The sequence below is a fragment of the Orientia chuto str. Dubai genome, assembly GCF_000964595.1.
GTDB lineage: Bacteria > Pseudomonadota > Alphaproteobacteria > Rickettsiales > Rickettsiaceae > Orientia > Orientia mediorientalis.
In genome coordinates, this window is sequence record NZ_LANP01000039.1 from 1 (window position 1) to 4,477 (window position 4,477).

Annotated in this window: 2 protein-coding genes and 1 pseudogene; all 3 read right to left on the reverse strand. The window is 29.7% G+C overall.

The features are described from left to right. Positions 1-357 precede the first annotated feature (357 nt). A complete protein-coding gene (gene cysS / locus OCHUTO_RS04620) occupies positions 358-1,767 on the reverse strand; it encodes a cysteine--tRNA ligase (RefSeq protein WP_045797610.1) in 1,410 nt (469 codons plus the stop codon). Between the two features lie 21 nt (positions 1,768-1,788). Further along, positions 1,789-3,129, reverse strand: a complete 1,341-nt coding sequence (gene gltX, locus OCHUTO_RS04625) for a glutamate--tRNA ligase (RefSeq protein WP_045797611.1) — start codon at positions 3,127-3,129, stop codon at positions 1,789-1,791. A gap of 516 nt (positions 3,130-3,645) precedes the next feature. Beyond that, positions 3,646-4,477, reverse strand: a pseudogene (locus OCHUTO_RS05610) (conjugal transfer protein TraG N-terminal domain-containing protein); the annotation flags it as partial.

The window sequence follows — 4,477 nt, forward strand, 5'->3', positions numbered from 1 at the left end:
AAATTTCCTAAATTTTATTCTCCTTATATTCGACCTTTCGCATTAATTTTTTTATAATATTGACAAATTTTGTAAATTTAATTATAGTTAAGGTTGAATATTAATTACAAAAATTAATAAAAGTTAACATAAGTTAATAGCAGGTTCTATAAAGTGCGAAAGTTAACAAAAATTAACTTTTCTTCTTCTTTAGATTAAATATGACTTTCAACCTTTTTCACTAGGATATGATCCTAACGATATAACGGCAAAATTTTATGTTAATAATTCTATCGCTTAATAGTTGTAGATGCAATTTTGCTGCTGCAACGCAGTATCTATTTGAGTACTATTGTGCTTTGTATTTTATATAAAAAGCTATTTTGTCGTCTTCCAACTAGTTGTACCATTTGCATTATCGATTAAAATAATTCCCTTACTTAATAATTGTGAACGAATTTGATCGGCCAAATGCCAATTTTTGGCTTGTTTTGCCTGTGTTCGTTTAGCAATTAATAAATCAACCTTATGCTCTTCTATTATATTGTTATATTTTATATTATTGTTATTTCCTGCATGCTGATAATGTTGTAATATTCCTAATAAGTTTCCTGCATATAATAATGCTTGAGCTAAAGCAAATTTATATTGACTTTGCTGTCTAATTTTTTTTGCAATATCTAATAAGCATACAATCGCTTTAGGGCTGTTAAGATCATCTAATAGGGAATTAACAAATTCAATAACAAACTTATTGCTTTGATTATAGTTATCATGATGCTGTACTGTCATTACATCGTTAATAGTATTATATAGATAATTAATAGTATTTTTTGCATCATTTAAGGATTTGTCATTAAAATCTAACGGTTTTCGGTAATGTGTACTAAGAAACATCAATCTTATTGCTGCTCCAGGAATGTTTTGTTTTTGTAAATCTCTTATAGTAATAAAGTTACCTAAAGATTTACTCATTTTTTCTCCTCTTACAGTTAAAAATCCATTATGCACCCAATATAAAGCATGATGAGATTTAGGAAAAGCACATTTACTTTGAGCAATTTCATTAGTATGATGCGGAAATATTAAATCTGCTCCCCCTCCATGTATGTCAAAATTTTCTCCTAAAAATTTATAACTCATAGCAGAACACTCAATGTGCCAACCAGGCCGACCTTTCCCCCAAGGACTACTAAAAACCATATCGTCATTATTACTTGCTGGTTTCCATAAAACAAAATCAGCAAAATATTTTTTTTTTTGTTCAGGATTTTTTTCAAGATTTGATATCATTGAGTCAAATGTGCGGTGTGATAATAGATTATATTCTTGAAACGTTTTAACATCAAAATAAACATGCCCATCATCAGTCTCATAAGCATGTCCAGCTTGAATTAAAGAGGAAATAATATTAATCATAACATCAATATTATCTGTTGCTTTTGGTTCAATAGTAGGGTTCCAACATCCTAAATATAACATATCTTCATGAAACTTAATGGTAGTTTCATGTGTTAATTGGAATATACTAATTTTAAGCTCCTTTGCTCGATTTATAATTTTATCATCAATATCAGTAATATTTCTTACATAAGTTATATTTTGTCGACCATAAAGCAAGCTTAGTACTCGATATAAGAGATCATATACTACTATAGAACGAGCGTTGCCAATATGAGGTACATCATATACTGTAGGACCGCATACATACATTTTTACAGCTTTATTATTTAGTGGAACAAATTTTTCCTTTTTTCTAGATAGAGTATTGTAAATATATAAGTCCATAATGTTTTTTACTAAATTTGTTTATCTAAGTAGTCTTGTTTTAACTTCTTTTTCTCCAATTAATGGCAACAAGTCCCTTAATTCAGGGCCATGCTTTATACCTGTTAAAGCTAACCTTAAAGGCATAAATAATGCTTTACCGCTTCTATTAGTTGCTTTAATAATATTTTGAATCCAATCATCACAACTATTAATAGTGAATTTTCCTGAAGGTAATAATTTAGCAGCAATGGTTAAAAAATCTTTATCCTGCTCTTGAATCTCAGTAAAACGAGGTGAATGGCATATTTGCCACCAAATTTTTATATCATTTAACGTGTTTAGATTATTTCGTACTGCTAGCCAAAATTCTTGAGTCACCTCAGATAATCCAATAGCAGCTAACTGATCCTTAATGTCATCATACTCAGTATTTATTAGAAGCTTATGATTTAGCGTTATAAGCTCATTCTCATTATAAATAATTGTACTTTTGGAAAATGCACTAAGGTCAAACTTAGTTATAAGTGATTCTAAGTTACAATGAGCGCTAACATTATTTGATGTGCCAGACAATGCTAATAAATTATTAATTGACATTGGTTCAATACTCAATTTATCTCTTAGGTAATCTATTGTAAAACCGCCTATCCTTTTAGAAATTTTACCACTATTAGACTTAATTAAACTTAAATGTCCTAATTGAGGTATTATAGCATCTAATGCTTCAAACATCTGAATTTGAATAGCTGTATTAGTAATATGATCTTCACCACGTATTATATGGCTAATTTTATATTCTATATCATCAATAACGGAACATAGCATATAAATCATAGTTCCATCCTCTTTAATAACTATAGGATCACTAATATTCGCACTATCATATTTAATTTCTCCCTTAATTAAGTCATTCCAAATTATTGGTTTGCTATTATTCATTAAAAATCGATAATGAGCTTTATATCCCTTAGCTTGTAATTTAGCTTTCTCTGCTGTTGTAAGTTGAAGAGATTTTCGGTTATAAATTGGTGGACAACCAGAGTTGAGTTGTCGTTTTCGCTCTGTTTCCAACATTTCAGGAGTTTCATAACATTCATATAACCTACCAGTGCTAATTAAATGCTTTTTAACTACTTCGTACTTGTTAAATCTGCTAGATTGAAAAAAGCAGCTATCCCAGCCTAGCCCTAACCATTTCAAATCTTTAATAATTCCTTCGTAATGCTCTATCTTACTACGCTTTTGATCAGTGTCATCTATGCGTAAAATAAAACGTCCATTATACTTTTTAGCATATAACCAATTTACTAAAGCAATTCTAATATTACCAATATGAAGTGTGCCAGTAGGAGAAGGAGCAAATCTAGTAATTACAGTCATTTTTAATTTAGTAAATTATTTTAAGATACTAATTTATTATGCAAGATTATGTGATTATTACAATACCTCAGTTTTGCCTTAGGAAGGATTAAATAGAAGATTTAGAGATGAAAATTGTAAAAAATAGTTTAGTAATAGATGGTTTACAAAGTGTAAGGAATATTCTATGGAATATTTTTATCAAAGATCCATATGGAAAAAAGATATAACAAGCCCTAAATTGTTTTGCAAATAATTTTGTTAAGTAGTAATCAATGGATTAATAATATTTTATTTAATAATATAAAAAGCATGAAATCAGTCTTCTTCAAAAACTTTAAATATTGTTATATTAGCTATTTACAATTATAAAAATCTGATCTTAATATATTTTCATATTATCATTTTATTACAGAATATAAAACTATTTAATTAATATTATTACTTGAATAGTGTTGTTATCTTAATAAAGCTACTGGTTATTATATACGGACTTACATCAATTGCTGTCACTATTAAAAAAATCTTTCAGATACTACCATAAGCTGTTGTAGTTACTATTATACCGCCATCGCCCATGGTTTCGGGACTCAAATTTACATAAGGAGCAAAATTTTGCTGAGCAATGGTTCTATTACCTATATTGTAATTATCAAAGTTTATATCAACTACATTTGATCCTAAGCTGCTAGCAACGGGTATTGGAGAGAATTGTCCAGCTAGGTTAGCTGTAGCATGTGCACAAGCTTTTAGTACTGCCCAAGATATCATCGGTATAGAGGCTAATAGCATCTGAAATGTTGCATAACTGTGTAATATCATTTCTGCAAAGCTTCCTTGCGACAGAATGTTTAAACCATAACTGCCACCAAGTGCACCAGATTTGTTTGCTAGGCTAATCATTCCTAAACAATGAATAATTGTAAAAAATACTGGCCAACTTGCTACCCAAATTATCAGCATAACCCAGGTCTTTAATATGTTATAACCACCTGGTAACATACTCATTGGGAACACAATGAAAATCATTGAGATTACTACAGCAAAAAATACCGAATGTAAAATAGGCATCATATGAGAAGCTATTTCTCTCCTGCTATCAAGTACGAAAATGACTGTTGAAACAGCCCTCTAACAACGCTCATACTAACTAAATTAGGATAAATTCTTGTTAACGAAAATTTCTCACGCCAATCATCATATGATTCACGATTAGCATTAAGCATCATTGCTTGCTTCATCCATTCATGAACGCTAGTTTGTTCTTTTTTCAAATATTTTAGCGTATCTTCAGTCATTACCTTCAGTCTTTGATTTAAGACCATTATCAGATTGCATGCCAATTGCAGTTGCAAACTTGGTTAACAGC